The sequence below is a fragment of the Staphylococcus pseudoxylosus genome (genome assembly GCF_003697915.1).
Classification (GTDB): Bacteria; Bacillota; Bacilli; order Staphylococcales; family Staphylococcaceae; genus Staphylococcus; species Staphylococcus pseudoxylosus.
Genome location: NZ_RCVN01000102.1, coordinates 1 through 226, shown reverse-complemented (window position 1 = coordinate 226; position 226 = coordinate 1). Strand labels below are relative to the sequence as shown.

Sequence of the window (226 nt, the reverse complement as noted above, 5' to 3'; positions counted from 1 at the left end):
GATGATTGCCATTTAATTATTCCCCTTTTTCTGTTTCTTGCTGTGCTAACCAAATCTTCATGATGTCGGTAATTTCTTTTTTAGTCTTATTTTTCAAGCTGTCAATATTTTGGTATCCTAGTTGTTCAGCTCGTTTTATAAGTGGCTGAATCTCTCTAAGTCGTTGTTTTTCTGCTTCAAGCTCTTTTTGTTCTTCTGTTAGAACTGGTAAATCTTCATTTGCATA

1 protein-coding gene is annotated in these 226 nt (G+C 33.6%); it reads right to left on the bottom strand.

The window, feature by feature from the left end; all coding sequences use genetic code 11:
- Nucleotides 1-16 precede the first annotated feature (16 nt).
- Nucleotides 17-226, bottom strand: a 210-nt coding sequence (locus D9V42_RS14975; protein WP_208639108.1) for a hypothetical protein, incomplete at its 5' end; no start/stop codon positions are given.